General features: G+C 65.7%; 15 protein-coding genes and 1 tRNA gene. 5 read left to right on the top strand and 11 right to left on the bottom strand.

The features are described 5' to 3' along the window. Window positions 1-450: 450 nt before the first annotated feature. The 8 genes from CTB96_RS02795 to CTB96_RS02830 all read right to left on the bottom strand — a co-directional run bounded on the left by CTB96_RS02795 (window position 451) and on the right by CTB96_RS02830 (window position 4,752). Window positions 451-837, bottom strand: coding sequence for a terminase (locus CTB96_RS02795; RefSeq protein ID WP_110125389.1), 387 nt, complete (start codon window positions 835-837; stop codon window positions 451-453). 277 nt (window positions 838-1,114) lie between these two features. After that, on the bottom strand, window positions 1,115-2,143 hold the full coding sequence (locus CTB96_RS02800) for a hypothetical protein (protein ID WP_110125390.1): 1,029 nt from the start codon (window positions 2,141-2,143) through the stop codon (window positions 1,115-1,117). A 50-nt stretch (window positions 2,144-2,193) separates the two neighbouring features. Next, a complete protein-coding gene (locus CTB96_RS02805) occupies window positions 2,194-2,532 on the bottom strand; it encodes a hypothetical protein (RefSeq protein WP_110125391.1) in 339 nt (112 codons plus the stop codon). Continuing rightward, window positions 2,529-2,744: a hypothetical protein gene (locus CTB96_RS02810; RefSeq protein WP_110125392.1), complete on the bottom strand. Its 216-nt coding sequence runs from the start codon at window positions 2,742-2,744 to the stop codon at window positions 2,529-2,531. The genes CTB96_RS02805 and CTB96_RS02810 overlap by 4 nt, the downstream gene beginning before the upstream one ends. Further along, on the bottom strand, window positions 2,741-3,286 hold the full coding sequence (locus CTB96_RS02815) for a hypothetical protein (protein WP_146215737.1): 546 nt from the start codon (window positions 3,284-3,286) through the stop codon (window positions 2,741-2,743). Before CTB96_RS02815 ends, CTB96_RS02810 begins: the two co-directional genes overlap by 4 nt. Window positions 3,287-3,330: 44 nt before the next feature. Then, a complete protein-coding gene (locus CTB96_RS02820; protein WP_110125394.1) occupies window positions 3,331-3,510 on the bottom strand; it encodes a hypothetical protein in 180 nt (59 codons plus the stop codon). 352 nt (window positions 3,511-3,862) lie between these two features. After that, window positions 3,863-4,468: a hypothetical protein gene (locus CTB96_RS02825; RefSeq protein ID WP_110125395.1), complete on the bottom strand. Its 606-nt coding sequence runs from the start codon at window positions 4,466-4,468 to the stop codon at window positions 3,863-3,865. Between the two features lie 8 nt (window positions 4,469-4,476). Next, window positions 4,477-4,752 (bottom strand): helix-turn-helix domain-containing protein, encoded by a 276-nt coding sequence (locus CTB96_RS02830; RefSeq protein ID WP_110125396.1) that lies wholly within the window; start codon window positions 4,750-4,752, stop codon window positions 4,477-4,479. 471 nt (window positions 4,753-5,223) lie between these two features. Here CTB96_RS02830 and CTB96_RS02835 point away from each other — a divergent pair, with 471 nt between their 5' ends. Continuing rightward, a complete protein-coding gene (locus tag CTB96_RS02835) occupies window positions 5,224-5,934 on the top strand; it encodes a helix-turn-helix domain-containing protein (RefSeq protein WP_110125397.1) in 711 nt (236 codons plus the stop codon). Window positions 5,935-5,953: 19 nt separating this feature from the next. On the opposite strand, the gene CTB96_RS02840 is transcribed toward CTB96_RS02835, so the two are convergent. Then, a complete protein-coding gene (locus CTB96_RS02840; protein WP_110125398.1) occupies window positions 5,954-6,154 on the bottom strand; it encodes a helix-turn-helix transcriptional regulator in 201 nt (66 codons plus the stop codon). Window positions 6,155-6,356: 202 nt separating this feature from the next. Between CTB96_RS02840 and CTB96_RS02845 the strand changes: the two genes are divergently transcribed. Continuing rightward, on the top strand, window positions 6,357-7,493 hold the full coding sequence (locus CTB96_RS02845; RefSeq protein ID WP_110125899.1) for a tyrosine-type recombinase/integrase: 1,137 nt from the start codon (window positions 6,357-6,359) through the stop codon (window positions 7,491-7,493). 46 nt (window positions 7,494-7,539) lie between these two features. Here the strand turns inward: CTB96_RS02845 and CTB96_RS02850 are convergent. Next, window positions 7,540-7,616 (bottom strand) — tRNA-Met (locus CTB96_RS02850). Between the two features lie 111 nt (window positions 7,617-7,727). Between CTB96_RS02850 and CTB96_RS02855 the strand changes: the two genes are divergently transcribed. Next, window positions 7,728-8,771, top strand: a complete 1,044-nt coding sequence (locus CTB96_RS02855; protein ID WP_110125399.1) for an LLM class flavin-dependent oxidoreductase — start codon at window positions 7,728-7,730, stop codon at window positions 8,769-8,771. A gap of 573 nt (window positions 8,772-9,344) precedes the next feature. Here the strand turns inward: CTB96_RS02855 and CTB96_RS02860 are convergent. Then, window positions 9,345-11,402: an FAD/NAD(P)-binding protein gene (locus CTB96_RS02860; protein WP_110125400.1), complete on the bottom strand. Its 2,058-nt coding sequence runs from the start codon at window positions 11,400-11,402 to the stop codon at window positions 9,345-9,347. Window positions 11,403-11,563: 161 nt separating this feature from the next. Here CTB96_RS02860 and CTB96_RS02865 point away from each other — a divergent pair, with 161 nt between their 5' ends. Then, window positions 11,564-12,703: an LLM class flavin-dependent oxidoreductase gene (locus CTB96_RS02865; RefSeq protein WP_110125401.1), complete on the top strand. Its 1,140-nt coding sequence runs from the start codon at window positions 11,564-11,566 to the stop codon at window positions 12,701-12,703. Continuing rightward, window positions 12,690-13,334 carry a GNAT family N-acetyltransferase gene (locus CTB96_RS02870; RefSeq protein ID WP_345788767.1) on the top strand — a complete coding sequence of 215 codons (645 nt, stop codon included), beginning with the start codon at window positions 12,690-12,692 and terminating at the stop codon, window positions 13,332-13,334. Before CTB96_RS02865 ends, CTB96_RS02870 begins: the two co-directional genes overlap by 14 nt.

Genomic DNA, 13,334 nt, shown 5'->3' on the forward strand with positions numbered 1-13,334 from the left:
CACCTTGTTTTCGGTGCGCTTGGCCCTTGCTGCTGATCGATGCGCTTGGCACCGTGACTCGCTGCCGTCGTAGAGGGTGGGGCACCCTGGGACGCCGCACACACGCGCGCTCACTAGCTCGACACCTTTACGCCCGCTGCGGTCATCTTCTCTTCCATCCTCGCTCCACCGTGGGGCGGGATGCCAGCGTCTCGCATGAGTGGGTAGTCGAGCAGGGACATCCCATTCGTTCCCTCTCTCACCATGCCCTGTCGTCTTGCCCACGCTGCGGATGCGGCGAAGTGTCGCGATAGGGGACCTGCGAGAGCGCTCATCTCGGCTGTGCTGGACTCGAGGCCGTTAGTGCTCATCCAGTCGGCAGCACTGGCGGGACGTTCCCAGACGCTGTGGCACAGATCCTTGAGTTCGGCGGGAGTATCGCCCTCGAGGATGGCTTGGCTGTCGGCGCGCCTACGCACGAGCCTTCAACTCCTTGACGGGCGCCCACTTGGCGGTCGCTGCATGGCTTGCACGGGCCTGTGTGGGCGAGAGAATGCCGACCACGGACGCGGACGAGTCCAGGTTGAGTAATGGCAGCAGTCGGGCATACGCGGCTTGCTGTTGGCGTAGCTCAGCGACGGCGGTGTTGAGCACGAGCTGCCCTTGAGATCCGGTGATCATCACGCCGTCAGTCTCGATGGACTTTGCCAGGGCGTCGATAGTGTCGAGGGTGCGGCAGACCTCGAGGATTAGCGCCGTCTCGTGCTCGTGCGGCTCGAACTCAGCGTGGATGGATATCCAGAGTTGGCGACCCCGATTCTTGAGCGAACGCGGCGGTGGTGTGGGCGAGGTTGTCACGTCAGTGTCCTTTGTCAGGGAAAAAACCGGGGCCAAGCAGCCCGGCCGATTAGTTAGCCCTCCCCGGCGACCAGGGGTGACGGGGGGGGCTTCACCCCCCGGGCCAGGTGCCTAGGCGGAAGCGCTGTGCATGTGTGCGGGTGTGCGTGCGCCCGCTGGTCCTGTGGTCATCGTCTCCTGCAGGGATGCGGGGAGAGGTGCGGGCGACCCCTTGTGAGTCTGTAGTGGGGCCGCCCGCACCAATCGAAACGACTTGTCGGCAGGCTTACGCCGGCTGTTAGTCCCGGTTCTTGGAGAGCAGGAATGCCTTCATGCCGATGCCGTACGGCTTGACGCCCTCTGCTGCCTCGTGGTTATGGTCGGCACCGGTGAGGGTGAAGTACTTGAGTCGAGCGTCTTCCATCGAGGCAACGACGTCGGGCCTGGCCTGGCTCGAGGCGTGATTGGCGAGCCCATAGGCTTCCTCGAATGCACTCGGGCTCGGGATCCAGGGTGTCGTGGTGGTCGCGATCAAGGCGAGCCTGTATGCGGGCTCGAGTCCCTTGTCGAATGCTGGTGACCGGCGAGCACTACCCAACCACTCTCGATACGCGATCGTCCGCGGCTCGTTGGCGCTGCTCACCAGGCCGGCCTCAATGCGCCGATCTACCCAGTGCGGGTGGATGTCCAGCGCGTTGGCAAACAGTGCAGTTGCCTCGAAGCGAGCATCTGTGAAGGTGATCAGCGAACTCTTCTGAGCACGCTGCAGGTCGCGCTGTACCGATCGGATCTCGTTGTACTCCTCGGCCAAGCTGCCAAGTTCTCGCCACGCGTTGATCGTCGCGGGCCCGGCTTCGATCACTCCGGCAGACGTCGTTGCGTTCCCCAGCGACGAGGCATGTGACTTGGCAGTGTCAATTACTCGCGCCAGTTCCACCCTCAAGTAATTCAACGCAGCGCCGATGGCCCGTTCACTGAAGAGCTCGTCTGTTGAGACTTGGTGTCGCACCACTGAATCGATTGCGGCCGCTCGCACGTTCAGTGCAGCGTCGACTTTCTCGGCTTCAAGGATGGGGACGCCGATGTCGTTCGGGATCTCATCCCCGGCGAGCAGCAGGCGTTCGATCTCGGCTTCGACCGCCGCGACGGCACCCGGACGTTGCAGCGAGGGTCGCACTACTGGGATGCCGTCATGCACTGCCGTCAGGCCAAGAGTTTCCAGGATCTTGGCTCGCTGGCTGAAGCCGGGGATGAGCCCGAGTGCGGTGTCTTTGATGAGTGAACGTGCGGTTTCGATTCGATTTGTGTTCCGGGCTGTTGCGGTCATTGCTTGTTCCTCTTTCGGGAGCGGTGGGGTGGGGGTGGACTCGTTGCGGCTCATGCGTGGTTCTCCATGCGGGTCGGGTGGGTTGGGGTGTGGTGCCCGGTATCGGTGAGTGCAGCGAGAGCGATCACAACTTTCAACTTGAGGCCGGACGCCTCGACGTTGACGTTCCAGCCTTCGAGGGTGAGGGCTGCAAGCTCTCGGAGCGCTTGCTTGTTCATGAACTTGCACAGCGCCTTATAGCTGGTCCTGCCATTCGTGGTCAGCGTTCGGCTGTCTGATGCCCACGTGAGGCGGTTCGAGCCCTCCGGGATGATGCCGATGTCTTGCAGGGTCCGCAGCGGACCAGTGTCGGCGGGCCAACCGGGTTGGGTTGATGGTGATTCAGTCAAGGTGTCTCCTTCGTGAAAGGTTGGGCGTCGGGCAATTGCTCGTGAATCTCTATGTACTTAGCCGCACGCAGTTCGAGTACTACGGCCCTAGCAATCACGGCGAGCAGGTCTTTGTACTTGCGCTCTGCTGCGACCCGGCGTTGAGTCTCGGCGTTGCGCTGTGCCTTCATGGCGTCCAGGGCGCGTTTGCCCCTGTCTCCCAGGTCGCTCACCCGGGCACCTCGACGCGGGAAGCGTCTCGTATTGCGCGGCGAATCTCTCGGTTCCGGTGGTCATCGGCCTCAAGGAACTCTTCGAGGTCGCGTTTCAGACGTTCGTGTTCAGCAGCAATTACTTCGGTTGATGCCTCAGCGAGCCACGGCGGCGACCAGAGCAATGCCTTGCCGTTTGGCCGCATGATCCACTCGTAGTGAGACTTCGATGGGTCATCCTCGTAGGTGAGGTGAACGCGAGCGAGGAAGTCCGTCGGCTCGAAGTCACACGTGAACACCTGACCATCCGTCTGCCATGCATAGCCGAGAGCGCCTGTCATGGAGTCAGTCCACGACATGCCCTCGCGCCCACTCGGCACTGCTCCGCGGTACAGGACTGGAATGCTCTCTGGTGCCCCGAACGTCGCGCCTGTGGTCGTGCTGCCCATGTCGTCGGCAAGGACGTGCAGATGCGCGGTGAACGGGCCGTGCGACCGGAACAGACTCGCAGCCTCCGAGACTCCGAGACGATCTAGGAGGCTGCCCCCGTCGATCCACGACACCCACGCACCAGCCAGGCACATGGCCGACAGCTCCTCCGCTGACCTCACGGCTTGACCCCCGTTGCTTCCCACTCGAGGCCTTCGCCGGGTCGCGCGGGGCCGGCGTGCACGAGACCGGCACGGTAGAGGTTGCCGGCGCTGTCGGAGAGCATCAGATACAGATTCACCCCAGGTGGGGCAATCGGCAGGCTCGTGACGTTCACGGGGCCGCTGATTGTGGTCATGAGTTCTCCTTCGATGATGTGATGGTGAGGTCAAAATTCGGGGTCGAAAATTCCTCGTTGTTGGGGTCGACCCGTTCAATCGGCGACGTGTCACAGGACGGGCAGGTGTCGAAGCCGCCCGCCTCTGCGGCAGGGTGCAGTGGATAGCAGCAGACGCGGCACTCAACCCATTCGTCAGGGTCGGCCCCTAGAGATGCCCGCCACTCGGACACACAGGTGTCGCAAATGCCAAGCCCGCTCGTGCGCTCCCGATGCTTGACGCACGTTGGAGCCGGCGAATCGAGGTCGAGATTCAGAAGCCACCTATAAGGCCTGCCCGGCTCCACGGCCGGCCACTCCAAGACCACGCCCATCAGGCAGCGACCTTCCGACGCTTGCGCTTGCCGTCCTCGACATAGGACTCCCAGCGTGCAGGCACAGGATCAGAGCCCGTGACCTCACCCGTCTGCTGGTTCACAACGGGTTCAGGCGGGACCGGTTGGTGCTCAGCGTTGTTGTGCTCTACAGGCTCTAAGTACTCAGCCTGTCCTTGCCTGTCCTGTCCTGTCCTATCCTGTGTTGTCCCCCGGGACACATCCCCGGGATCGTCCCCGGGAGTTGGGGCGAAGGTGGGACGGCTCCCCTTGGTGTCGGCCCGCTGGCGACGCTTCTTCTCTCGGTCCGCTCGCCTGGCGTTCTCCAGCACCTCAAGATCGTGCCTGCTGGTCTGCGTGTTTTCGTAGTCCGCGATCGTCCACCCGTCAGCGTTCACGTTCCACAGCCCGGCCGCTACAAGAGTCGCAATTGTGGTGCCAGCGAACGTGGGAATGAGGACGAGATCGTCAGAATGGATTGCGCCGTCCGTCCGGTTGGATACGCTCCACAGCGTGGCCATGACGTAGCCCCGAAAGTCCGTGGCACTAAGTCGGATGATGCGGCGATCCATAAGGTACTTCTCTGGCAGTCGCGCGTCGGTCATCGTCGCCCCTAGCTGGTGGCGCTCGAGCCGGCGCAGCGGTCCCAGGCGTTCTCCGGTGCGCTGAGCAGCCAGTCAGGCAAGCTGTCGAGCCACGACTGCAGCCCGGTTGCCGTGATGAACGGCATTCTGCCCGGGAGTTCTATCGCCCTCAGCGAGCCCTTCCTGATGGCTCCTTCGATGGTGCTCTCAACGACGCCGAGCATGGCTGCTGCGTCGCGGATCGTGTAGCCCAGAGTGGAGCAGACGATGGTGTCGCTGCTTGCTGTGCTGGTAGTGTCGTTCATGAATCGTTTCCCTTGTTAGTTGCTTGTGGGGCGGTTGTCTTCCCCGGTTACCGTTGGCGCGGTGCCGGGGTTTTTGTTTTTCAGGCGCAGATGTGTGCGCCCGGATCGGCTGGCAACATGTGCATCGCACTGTGCCAGGAGCGGCCTGAGGCTGTCTGAATCGATCCAGAACCGCAGCCCGCTCTCGTGGGTGATTTGGTAGACCCCGGGGAGCATGTTCCTTATGGCGCTGTCGGCCGTCGGGTCCCGGTGAGTCAGGGTGTTGTAGTCCGGCGAGTGATCAGCCCGACTTGATTTCCGCACTTCGCTCAGGCGGCGGTGCTCGTGCGCACGGATTCCTCGAGGAACGCGATTACATCGGTTTCGGCGTAGTAGATCCGCTTTCCGACCTTTCTCCATCGTGGGCCACCACGTCCGGCGTACCTGAGCTGAGCCCACGAGCCGCGGCTAGTTCCCGGAAATCGTTCGCACATGTCCTCGATCGACAACAGTTTGTCCAAGGGGTTCTCCTTCGTTTTGACAGAAGAGGCTCGGTTTCGCCTCCAAATTCACAGTACAGCAATTATGTCTGTATGGAAACCAAAACGGCTGTATGCTGTCAAAATGACTGAGATTCCGAACACCGTGGGCAAGAGAATCGCTTATTACCGCAAAGAATTGAATCTCGGTTCAACGGCAGATCTGGCAGCGGCGATCGGCCACCCGCCCATCACCGCCGCCGTACTCCAGAACATTGAGAGCGGACGGAAGGCCGATATATCGATATCTCAACTCCTGAACATTGCGGCCGCCTTGGGCATCTCGCCTCTCATGCTCTTGACTCGCGCTGATCGCCCCTTTGAGTCGCTTGACATTCCCAACCTGAGTGATGAGCTGAAGGATGTTCCTGCTTGGCAGTTCGACGCATGGGTATCAGCAACAGGCCATCAGCAAATGGGCCTCATCGGCCCTCTCCCCGCGCTCGTGCATCAGATGACGTTCGCCGAGATGCGAAGGTTCACAAAACTCCTCGACCGCTGGCGCGAAGACGAAGAGGACCTGGACGAGATGACTCCGGATGAAGTGAAGACGCATGCCGAACTCGAGACACGTATCGCTACCCTCTACGAATCGCTCTCAAAGGTTCTCGACCTCACTTGGGCAGTTGGCCCGTGGCAGAAGAAGCGGGGGTCCGATGTGTAACCGCACCCCATATCGGCTGTCACGCTGCGCGGGCGCCGACGCCCCAGCGAGCCGAACTCTCTACCCAGGCGATCACCTCGGACTCGACATAGAGCACGGTCTTCGGCGTGGGCTTCCGGTAATTCGGGCCGGTGCCGTTGAAGCGGAGCTGGGCGAGCTTGCCCCGGGTAAGTCCGGGGAGCATGGCGGCAACTTGGTCGGGGGTGAGGTACACGGGCATTGTGTTCTTTCAGTCGAGTTTCCGGCCACGACGCTCACGTTGCGGCCAGAGAGACCGGTAGGCGGTCCCAGTATGAAGCCATGCGGCGACTCGGGCCGCGCTCACAGAATCCCCCTGCTGCGGTCCCGGGACAGCGACCACGCACCCGTCGCCGCATGGCTAAGGAGTAGAGGCACCAACGCCTCTACGAATGGAGAACAGCATGGGTAGCGTCAACGCGTACGAGACGGCCGACGGCAAGCGATACCGAGTCAGATACCGCGACCCCGACCGCAAGTCCCGCGAGAAGGGTGGGTTCGAACGCAAGAAGGATGCGGAGACTTACCTCGCCGGCATTGTGGTCGCCACCGATCGTGGCGAATACCGCGACCCGGCCAGCGCGAAAGCGACCATTGGGGACCTGGGCGATATCTGGGTGGGCAACCAGTCCCACCTCAAGCCCTCGTCCCGCAAGAACCTCGAGTCCGCATGGCGGGTCCACATCAAGCCCGCGTGGGGCAGCCGGCGCCTGGGAGAGATCCGGCACTCGGAGGTGCAAGCCTGGGCGACGAAGTTCGCCGCGAACGACGGCAAGCCACGCTCGGCCAGCGTCGTCATCCTCGCCTATGGCGTGCTCGCCGGCATCCTGGACATCGCAGTACTCGATCGACGCATTGCATCGAACCCGGCCCGCGGAGTCAAGATGCCGCGGAAGGTCCGGAAGAAGCGCAACTACCTCACCAGCACCCAGGTGGAGATCCTCGCGAAGCACGCGTTCAACATCTCCCCCGAGTACGCAACGCTCGTCTACCTGCTGTCCTATACGGGCCTGAGGTGGGGCGAGGCTATCGGGCTCCGTGTCTCTTCACTCGACATGCTCCGACGGCGCATGCAGGTCGAAGAGAACGCCGTCCTGGTCAACAGCAGAATCGAGGTCGGGACTCCGAAGACCCACGAGAACCGAAGTGTGACGTTCCCCAAGTTCCTGTCCGAAGGTCTCGCTCGCGCCTGTGAGGGCAAGTCGCGTAATCAGCTCGTGTTGGGCAAAGGCGATGTGCACTTTCCGCGACCGCAGGGTCGAGGCGGATGGTTCGACAGGGCCGTGAAGGCGGCACAGGCGGAAGACACCGACTTCCCTCGGGTGACCCCGCACGACCTTCGCCACACGGCCGCGAGTCTCGCCATCAGTTCAGGCGCCAACGTCAAGGCGGTGCAGCGGATGCTCGGGCACGCGTCCGCCGCAATGACTCTCGACACCTACGCCGACCTGTTCGATGACGACCTCGACGCCGTTTCGGCCCGCCTCGATGCGGTACGCGCTGAAACAATTGTGGGGCTTTCGTGGGGTACCGCGCTCTGAAAGAGGCCACAGCCCCCGGAAACACGCGGTTTTCGGGGGTTCTCGCTGGACGCGACGGCAGGATTCGAACCTGCGATTACCGGAATATGAAACCGGTCCCTTAGTCCACTTGGGTACGCCGCGATCTGCCCCACGCTAGGCGGGTCTCTGCGTTGCCGCAGCCTACGTGTCGCTGTTTGACGCTTTGTAACAGCGTGAGTCGGACCGGCCCGGGCGGGGCGCTAGCGTGAAACCATGTCAACGCACCGCCTCGAGCTCGGCTTTCTGTCGTTCGTCCCCAACCCGTACGGACCGGACCAGGCGGGCCGGGCCCTCGAAGACGGCCTGCGCCTGTTCGAGCACGCCGAGCAGCTCGGTTTCGATATCGGCTGGATCCGGGTGCGGCACTTCGAGGAGTTCCCCTCCAGCCCGCTCACCTTCCTCTCGGCCGCCAGCCAGCGCACCAAGCGCATCCGGCTCGGCACCGGCGTGATCCCGCTGCGCTACGAAGACCCGATCCGGCTGGCCGAGGATGCCGCCACCGTCGACCTGCTCAGCGGCGGCCGGCTGGAGCTGGGCGTGAGCAGCGGCATCGGCCAGTTCGCCAAGATCCTCGACCCGGTGTTCGGCGAGTCCGACCGCGGCTTCTCCGCTGAGTCGCAGCACCGCCTCGGCCGGTTGCGCGAGGCGTTGGCGGGCACCCCGGTCGCGCACAGCGGCGCCGGTTTCATGAGCATCCCTGCGGATGTCGACCTCACCGTCACCCCCGCATCCGCCGGTCTCGGCGAGCGGCTCTGGTACGGCCCCGGCACACTGGCCAGCGCCATCCGCACCGGCGAGCAGGGCCTGGACATCCACGTCTCCACCCTCAACGCCGAGGAGACCGGGGTGCCGTTCGCGGCCGGGCAGGCTGCACAGTTGCGGGCCTATAAGGAGGCCTTCGCCGCCGCGACGGCCGGCACCGGGCGCACCCCGCGGCTGGCTGCCGGGCGCATCATCCTGCCGTTCACCGACCCACGGGATGCGGATGCCTACGCCGGCTTCACCGAGGGGTACGCGTCGCGGATGCACGACGACGGCCGCCCGCACGACTCGTCGGTGAACATCCGCTTCGACCGGGTGCGCAGCGGTGAACCGGCCCGCATCATCGACGGCCTGCTCGCCGACGAGGCCCTGGCCGAGGTCACCGAGCTCACCCTCACGCTGCCCGCGCCCGGCGGCATCGACGCGCACCTGCGCACCCTCGACGCCGTGGCCGAGCACATCGCGCCGGCGCTGGGCTGGACTCCCGCGAGCTGACGGCCAGGCATTCCGCTGGTCGAGCCCGTCGAGACCCCGCGACCCCGCCTCAAGAACGTACCCATTCCGCTGGTCGAGCTTGTCGAGACCCCGCGAGAATGTCTGTGGGAACCACGCCGAGCCTGCGTCACCGAGACCGACTCACCAGGTCTCGACAAGCTCGACCAGCGACGGGGGCGCGAACCGCAGACCGACTCACCGAGCCGAACTCGACAACGTAACCATCCCGCTGGTCGAGCTTGTCGAGACCCCGCGACCCTGTCTATGGGAACCACGCCGAGCCTGCGTCACCGAGACCGACTCACCAGGTCTCGACAAGCTCGACCAGCGACAGGGGCGAACGCAGACCGAATCACCCGAGCCGAACTCGACAACGCAACCATCCCGCCGGTCGAGCGTGTCGAGACCCCGCGACCCTGTCTATGGGAACCACGCCGAGCGTGCGTCACCGAAACCGACTCACCAGGTCTCGACAAGCTCGACCAGCGACGGGGCGCGAACCGCAGGCCGGCTCACCAAGTCTCGACAAGCTCGATCAGCGACGGGGGCACGAACCGCAGGCCGACTTACGGGTCAGGCGTCGATGCTGGCGGGGGCCGGGGCGTGCAGGGCGGCGAGGTGGCGGAGGAGGGCGCGGGCGACCTTGTCGTTTTCGCGGAAGGAGATCGCGTTGGTGCGGGGTCGGGAGAATGCCCCGACGAACGGGGAGTTCGTGTACGGCCCGATCGCGAAGCGGCGCTCGTGCAGGCCGCCGTTCGCGTCGACCACCCGGGTGTCGTGCTGCCGCACCAGCAGCCGGCCGGTGCTGCCGACGTAGTCGCCGTCGGCCACCAGCTCCTCGACCCCACCGCCGGAGGCGATCAGGGCGCGCAGCAGCTCGTTGTCGCTGCGCGACACACTCGTGTCGGGCAGCCGGGCATCCACCAGCGCAGCGGCGGTGACCACCCGGTCGACATTGGCACTGCCGGCCCGGAATAGCCCGGTCTGCTCGTCGGCGTCGACCCACAGATCACCGCCGAGGAACTCGACCACTCCCGCCTCTGACAGAGCCACAAGCTCCTCGAGCCGGTGCCCGGGCGGTCCACTGGCGATGAAACTGAAGTAGCCCAACCACCAGCCGTGAATGTCGCGCACCCGGGACTCGGCGGTCCACTTGGGCGAATCGATGATGTCCGAGAGCGTGAACAGGCTGGTGAGGAGGGCCACGAACAAGCCCAGCGTGGCCGAGTGCTCCGGCCGGGTGCGCAGGTCGAGGTCGCCGCGGATGTACTCTCGCAACGCCGCCTGCAGCTCCTCGGCAGAGCCGAACCGTAGGCCGTGCAGCGGCCGGTCGAACTCGGGCAGGAAGATCCGGTCGATCGGGTCGGGCACGCCCTCGGCCACCAGCGCGCGAAAGGCCTCGATGCCGTCTTCGATGGCAGCCGCGTCGCCTGCAAAATCGACGAGCGGATGGCTGGACCGGCGCGCATCCGCGGCCACCGGGGTGCCCGCGGCGATGGGCAGGGCGCGCGGGTCGATCGCGGCGAACCGGTCGGCGAACTCGGCCCAGGGCAGGCTCACCCGCTCCGGATGCCCGGTGAACAGCTCCCGGTAGTACCCCCACAGGCTCTCCTGGGCGATCAGCGGCCACACCTGCGCGGTGAAGTCGAGGCTCTCGCTGGTGCTCTCCAACTGCGCGGCCACCGCCGGGGTGAAGAACCGCGGCACCGGCCGGTCACCCACCAGGGTGGAGCTGATCTTGGACCGATACGGCACCCCACGGCGGGAGCCGAGGAACAGCCGCGGTTCGTTGCCGCTCGGCAGGTAGACCAGCTCGCCGTCGTCGTTCCGGTCGAACCGGCCTCCGCGACCCTCGGTGAGCAGCACGGTGAGGTCGACCGCGGCGAGGCCGAAGCCACGCACGATCAGGTTCTCGCCGGGTCGAATGCCAGAGAGGTCGGCATCCGCGGTGAACGCCGGCGGCAGGTAGACGCGGCCGTGCCATTCGGCGAACGATGCCAGCTCGGCGTGCTCGGGTTCGGGCTGCGAACCGTTGTGGCCGAGGGAGAACAGCACGAGGTGCGCCTCGATGGTGGCGCCGTCGTCGAGAACGACCAACTGGTCGCCGCCGGGCAGGTCGTCGACCCGGGCGGCCCGGGCGAGGTGCACCTGAACGGTCACGGCGGTGGCGAGGTCGTCGACGGCGCGGCGGAAGAACCAGTCGAGGTAGAGGCTCTGCAGCCGGCGGGTGGGAAAGCTCGACCCGGTCAGCTGCGCGATCTCGGCGGCGAGCGCCGCATCCACCGGGGGTAGTTCGATGGCCCCGGCGCGCACCTGGTCGATCCACTCGATCAACGAGGGGCCGGGGCGTACCGGGCCGTCGATCACCGAGGTCTCGTCGGTGAACATGGTCACGTCGGCGGCCATCGAGTTGAGCTTGAGCAGCGGCGACTGGTCGAACCGCCAGATGCGGCCGGGGCCGGCGGGGAACGGGTCGATGAAATGCACGGTCAGCGACCGGTCGGCGTTCCATTCGGTGCCGAGGTTGGCCGCCAGTCGCTCGAGCACACCGGCGCCGCGGGGCCCGGCCCCGATGACCGCGACGGAGAGTGCTGTGCGGTCGGCGTTCGGGGTGTTCTGCGTGCTCGTCATGACACAACATTCCCCGTTTTGCCCACAAATAGCGGCGAATATGACCCGCCGTGACGCCGTGACGAAATGTGAAGACGATTCATTGCCGCGGCCTCACACCGGCACCTACGTTCGGCTGAAGCGCCAGACCCGGCGCTCGGAGAGAGAAAGGACGCGAGACCATGCCCATCGAATTCCTCGGCATCGCCGCACTGAACAACGGCAGCGAGACCCACCCGCGCACCGGTTCCAGTTTCGACCTGGACTACACGCTGCGCCTGGCCCGGGCGCACGAAGACAACGGCTGGGACCGCGTGCTCTTCGCCTACCATTCCGGCTCGCCCGACCCGGCGTCGGTCGCCGCGCTCGTGGCCGCCAAGCTCGACAGCCTGAAGATCCTGCTGGCGCACCGGCCCAATGTGTCGTACCCCACTTATGCCGCCAAGGTGGTCGCCACCCTCGACCAGATCAGCGCGGGCCGGTTGAACCTGCACGTCATCACGGGCGGCTCCACCGCCGACCAGGCCGCCGAGGGCGACCACCTCAGCAAGGACGACCGCTACGCCCGCACCGGCGAGTACATCCGCATCCTCAAGCAGGCCTGGACCAGCACCGAGCCGTTCAGCTTCGCCGGCAGGCACTACCAGTTCGAGGATTTCGTCAGCGACATCTTCCCCGCGCAGAGCCCGCGCCCGCAGATCTCCTTCGGCGGCTCCTCCCCCGCCGCCTATTCGATCGGCGCGGCCGAGTCCGACATTTTCGCGCTCTGGGGCGAACCGCTGGCCGACACCGCCGAGCAGATCCAGACCATCACGGATGCCGCTCTCGCGTCCGGCCGCACCGCGCGTCCGCGCATCCAGGTGGCGTTCCGCCCCATCATCGCCGCCACCGAGGCCCTCGCCTGGCAGAAGGCGGAGGACATCCTCGGCAAGATCGAGCAGCGCGTCGCCGCCACGGCCACCCCCGAGCAGATTGCCGCGCTGCACTCGCCGGAGAACTCCGGTTCGCAGCGGCTGCTGCGCATCGCCGAGCAGGGCGACCGGTTCGACAAGGCGCTCTGGACCAAGGCCGGCAAGGCCGCCGGCGGTCGCGGCAACTCCAACGCCCTCGTCGGCACCCCGGAGCAGGTCGCCGCGGCGCTGCTGGACTACATCGACCTGGGCGTGGACATCATCTCCGCCCGCGGCTACGACTACGTCGACGACACCATCGACTTCGGCCGCTACGTCATCCCGCTGGTGCGCGACGAGGTCGCCAAGCGCGACGCCGCCGCGGCGGCTGCTGCTGCTGCTGTGAAGGAGGCCTCCCGTGACGCTGCTTGACCGCCCCCAGACCGATACCGGCGGCGACACCTTCGTCTACGTCACCGCCAACGACCCGCTAGCAGAGCCGCTGCTCACCGAGCTGGCCCAGGAGTACGACACCCGCTACGGCACCTTCTTCGGCGAGAGCGCTTCCGCCGAGATTCGCCGCTACCCGGTGGAGGCGTTCGCCGCTCCGCACGGCGCCTTCGTGCTGATGCTGCGCCACGGCGTGCCCATCGCCGGCGGTGCGTTCAAGCGGTTCGACGAGCACACCTCTGAGCTCAAGCGCATCTGGACCGCCGCCACGCACCGCCGTCAGGGCGTGGCCCGGCTGGTGGTCGAAGAGCTCGAGCACGAGTCCCGTCGGCGCGGCTACGACCGGGTCTTCCTCACCACCGGGCCGCGCCAGCCCGAGGCGAAAGAACTCTACCTGCGCACCGGCTACACACCCCTGTTCGACCCGGCTCTCTCCCCCGAGGAGGTCATCATCCACGCCTTCGCCAAGAGCCTGGACGGCACCCCGCTCGACGTGCCCGGCATCACCGCCGCCCACCAGGACGCCCTGGTGGTGCACCGGGCCAACAACCCCGGCTTCGTGCCACCGGCCCCGTCGTCGGCACCCTCGGCATCACCGGCAGAGAGCGACTGA

Origin of the sequence: Cryobacterium arcticum (assembly GCF_003185895.1) — a bacterium.
Lineage (GTDB): Bacteria > Actinomycetota > Actinomycetes > Actinomycetales > Microbacteriaceae > Cryobacterium > Cryobacterium arcticum.

Excerpts from the sequence above, each read along its gene's own strand:
- CTB96_RS02845 (WP_110125899.1), top strand. The coding sequence starts at position 6,357 with ATGGGTAGCGTCAACGCGTACGAGACGGCCGACGGCAAGCGATACCGA.
- CTB96_RS02800 (WP_110125390.1), bottom strand. The coding sequence starts at position 2,143 with ATGACCGCAACAGCCCGGAACACAAATCGAATCGAAACCGCACGTTCA.
- CTB96_RS02830 (WP_110125396.1), bottom strand. The coding sequence starts at position 4,752 with ATGAACGACACTACCAGCACAGCAAGCAGCGACACCATCGTCTGCTCC.
- CTB96_RS02865 (WP_110125401.1), top strand. The coding sequence starts at position 11,564 with ATGCCCATCGAATTCCTCGGCATCGCCGCACTGAACAACGGCAGCGAG.
- CTB96_RS02860 (WP_110125400.1), bottom strand. The coding sequence starts at position 11,402 with ATGACGAGCACGCAGAACACCCCGAACGCCGACCGCACAGCACTCTCC.
- CTB96_RS02820 (WP_110125394.1), bottom strand. The coding sequence starts at position 3,510 with ATGACCACAATCAGCGGCCCCGTGAACGTCACGAGCCTGCCGATTGCC.
- CTB96_RS02835 (WP_110125397.1), top strand. The coding sequence starts at position 5,224 with ATGTCCTCGATCGACAACAGTTTGTCCAAGGGGTTCTCCTTCGTTTTG.
- CTB96_RS02840 (WP_110125398.1), bottom strand. The coding sequence starts at position 6,154 with ATGCCCGTGTACCTCACCCCCGACCAAGTTGCCGCCATGCTCCCCGGA.
- CTB96_RS02855 (WP_110125399.1), top strand. The coding sequence starts at position 7,728 with ATGTCAACGCACCGCCTCGAGCTCGGCTTTCTGTCGTTCGTCCCCAAC.
- CTB96_RS02825 (WP_110125395.1), bottom strand. The coding sequence starts at position 4,468 with ATGACCGACGCGCGACTGCCAGAGAAGTACCTTATGGATCGCCGCATC.